Source organism: Thiocapsa sp. (assembly GCF_011390875.1).
GTDB lineage: Bacteria > Pseudomonadota > Gammaproteobacteria > Chromatiales > Chromatiaceae > Thiocapsa.
Genome location: NZ_JAABRP010000319.1, coordinates 1 through 3,744, shown reverse-complemented (window position 1 = coordinate 3,744; position 3,744 = coordinate 1). Strand labels below are relative to the sequence as shown.

Genomic DNA, 3,744 nt, shown 5'->3' with positions numbered 1-3,744 from the left:
GCTTGCTCCTCGCCATGCTGGCCCAGGGCGGCACCGTCTCGGCGGCGAGCCTGATCGCCGTGGATGCCGACCAGCAGAGTGCGTTCGGCATCACGCTGACCGCCCCGCTCCCGGCCGCCGAGACCCTGACTCGGCGTTATCCGGCCGAGGTGGCGGTGCCGAACCGGCAGATGCGGGTGGTGGCGGCACCGCAGAGCGGCGTGCTGGAGAGTCTTCTGGTCGCCGAGGGCGAGCGGGTCGAGGTCGGCCAAGTCCTGGCCGAGCTGCGCAGCCCGGAGCTGGTGGACGCCCAGAGTCAGTATCTGGAGTCATTGACGCGGCTCGAGCTGATCGAGACCGAGCTGGCCCGCGACCGGACCTTGTTCCGCGAAGGCGTGATCGCCGAGCGGCGTCTACTGGAGAGCCAGTCCAAGCAGCGCGAGCTGACGACGATGGTCGAGCAGCGTCTTCAGTTGCTGGAGCTGGCCGGTTTCGGCAGCGAGGACATCATGACGCTCGCGCGCACCCGGCGGCTGACCAGTCGGCTGCCGGTACGCGCGCCGATCGGTGGCGTAGTGCTCGAACAGATGGTGAGCACGGGGCAGTCGGTCGCGACCGCCGCCCCGCTCTACCGGGTGGCCGAGCTCAACCCCTTGTGGCTCGAGATCCATGTTCCCGTGGAACGCATCGTCGGGGTGCAGGAAGGCGGGCGCGTCCTCCTGCCCCGCGAGGACACCGCCGGAACCATCGTGACCATCGGGCGGATGGTCCATGGTCAGGATCAGGGCGTTCTGGTGCGCGCCGAGATCACCGAGGGGGCCGAACGTCTGCGTCCGGGTCAATTCGTCGAGGTCCAGTTGAGCGCGGAGGCGCAAGGCGAGAGTTGGCGCGTCCCGCTGGAGGCCGTGGTACGCCACGCAGGCAACACCTATGTGTTCGTGAATCGGGACGGCGGATTCGAAGCGCTTCCGGTGCGGGTGCTCGCCGAGGAGGAAGGCAGTGCCGTGGTTGCGGGTGAGCTGACGGCGACCGACCGTCTCGTGGTCACCGGTGTCGTCGCCGTCAAGGCGGCTTGGCTCGGGGGCGCCGAATAATGCTCGCCCGTCTGATCCAGTTCGCGCTGACCCAGCGGCTTTTGATGCTGCTGGCCATGCTGGCGCTCATCGGCGGCGGCTGGATGGCCTTCAAGGCCACCCCGATCGATGCCTTCCCGGATGTCTCCACCACTCAGGTGAAGATCATCGTGAAGGCGCCGGGGATGACCCCCGAAGAGGTGGAGACGCGCATCACCAATCGGATCGAGCTGGAGATGCTCGGCATCCCGAACCAGACGATGCTGCGCTCCATCGCCAAATATGCCCTGACCGACATCACGCTGGATTTCGCCGAGGGCACCGACATCTACTGGGCGCGGCAACAGGTCGCCGAGCGGCTCGGAGCCATCTGGGGCGATCTGCCCGACGGCGTGGAAGGCGGGCTCGCGCCCATGACCACGCCGCTCGGGGAGATGTTCATGTTCAGTATCGAGGGCGGTGATCTCTCCCTGGAGGCTCGTCGCGATCTGCTCGACTGGACGATCCGCCCGGCCCTGCGCGCCGTGCCCGGCGTGGCCGATGTCAATGCGCTCGGCGGCCTGGTCACGAGCTTCGAGGTGGTGCCGGACAATGCACGCATGGCCGCACGCGGGATCCGCCTGGAGGATCTGACCGCGGCGATCACGGCGAACAATCGCAACGACGGTGCCGGACGCCTGAGCGCGGGCGAGGAGGTGCTGCTGGTCCGCAGCCAAGGGGCGATCAAGACACTGGAGGATCTCGGCGCCATCGTGGTCGGGGGCAATGCGCGCCAACCGGTGCGGGTCGCCGATATCGCCGAGGTGCGATTCGGTTCCCTGACCCGCTACGGCGCGGTCACACGCAACGGCAGCGGGGAAGCGGTCGAGGGTCTGGTGCTGGCGCTGCGCGGTGCCAATGCGCGCGAGGTCGTACGCGGCATCCATGCCAAGCTCGCTGAGTTGGAGCCGGCGCTGCCGGAGGGTGTGACGGTCGATGTCTTCTACGATCGCGGTGTCCTCGTCGACAAGGCCGTACACACGGTGACAAAGGCGCTGATCGAAGCAACGGTTCTGGTCCTGATCCTGCTGGTACTCTTCCTGGGCGATCTGCGCGCGGCCCTGACTGTCGCCTTGATCCTGCCGCTATCGGCTCTGGCGACCTTCATCCTGATGCGTCAGTTCGGGTTATCGGCCAACCTCATGTCGCTCGGCGGCTTGACTATCGCGATCGGGATGTTGGTGGACGCGGCCGTCGTGGTGGTCGAGAACCTGGTGACTCACCTCAATCGTGGCGGCGCGGGCGGACGCCTTCCGCGTCTGCACATCCTCTATCGGGCCACCCGCGAGGTCGCATTGCCGGTCTCCTCCGGCATCCTGGTCATCATCATCGTCTTCCTGCCCTTGCTGACGCTGCAGGGATTGGAGGGCAAGCTCTTCATGCCGGTGGCGCTGACCATCGTCTTCGCGCTCGCCAGCTCGCTGCTGCTCTCGCTGACGGTCATCCCGGTCCTGGCCTCCTATCTGTTGGGCAAGGGCGCCGGGCACGGTGGGGGCGAGCACGCTGAACCCTGGCTGGTGCGCATCCTGACCCGGATCTATGTCCCGGTGCTCGACTGGAGCCTGCGCCATCAGTGGGTTCTGCTGAGCGGGGCGCTGGCCCTGTTGATCGCCGCGGGCGCACTCTACACCCAGGTCGGCAAGTCCTTCATGCCGACCATGGACGAGGGCGATCTGATCGTCCAGTTGGAGAAGCTGCCCTCGATCAACCTGGCCGAGTCCATCGCCATCGACCAACGCGTCCAGGCGGCGATCCTTGCCGAGGTGCCCGAGGTCGAGTCGATCATCGCACGCACCGGCTCCGACGAGCTCGGTCTCGACCCCATGGGGCTGAACCAGACCGACAGCTTCCTGGTGCTCAAGCCTCATGAGACCTGGCGCTTCACGACCAAGGACGAGCTGATGAACGCCATCCGCGCAGTGCTGGACCGCTTCCCCGGCATGGACTACGCGTTTACGCAACCGATCGAGATGCGCGTCTCCGAGATGTTGACCGGTGTGCGCGGCGATCTTGCGGTAAAGGTCTTTGGCCCCGACTCCAAGCAGCTCAATGGGCTCGCAGAGCAGATCGTCGGGGTACTGAACGGCATCGCCGGCGCCCAAGATGTCTACACCCCGCGCAACGACGGCGCCCAGTACCTGAATCTGGTGGTGGACCGTCTGGAGGCCGGGCGACTGGGGGTGGACGCGGACGCTTTGGCCGATCTGCTTCGTGCCCAGGTCGAGGGGCTGACCGTCGGGATCCTGGATGTCGAGGGCACGCGTCGCCCGCTTCTGGTGCGCGGTCCCGAGGCGCTGCGCGAGTCGCCCTCGCGCTTCGCCGGCCTTCAGGTGTCGCTGCCCGATGGACGCGCTGTGCCGCTCAACAACCTGGTGCACATGGAGCGCATGGAGGGGCCGGTGGCGATCGGGCGCGAGCGCGGCAGTCGCATGGCGGTCGCCATCGCCAACGTCGACGGACGCGACCTGGTGGGATTCGTCGCCGAGGCGCGTGCGGCGGTCGCCGCACAGGTCGAGCTGCCGCCCGGCTATCGACTGGAATGGGGCGGCGAGTTCGAGAACCAGCAGCGCGCCGCGGCCCGCCTCGCACTGGTGGTGCCGGTGGCGCTGGTACTGATCTTCCTGGTGCTTTTCTCGACCTTCGGCTCGGTAAA

Annotated in this window: 2 protein-coding genes; both read left to right on the top strand. The window is 67.2% G+C overall.

The window, feature by feature from the left end:
- Positions 1 to 2: 2 nt before the first annotated feature.
- Positions 3 to 1,073: an efflux RND transporter periplasmic adaptor subunit gene (locus tag GPT33_RS17760; protein WP_296811720.1), complete on the top strand. Its 1,071-nt coding sequence runs from the start codon at positions 3 to 5 to the stop codon at positions 1,071 to 1,073.
- A partial coding sequence (locus GPT33_RS17755; protein WP_296811717.1) for a CusA/CzcA family heavy metal efflux RND transporter occupies positions 1,073 to 3,744 on the top strand: 2,672 nt, incomplete at its 3' end. The genes GPT33_RS17760 and GPT33_RS17755, both read left to right, overlap by 1 nt.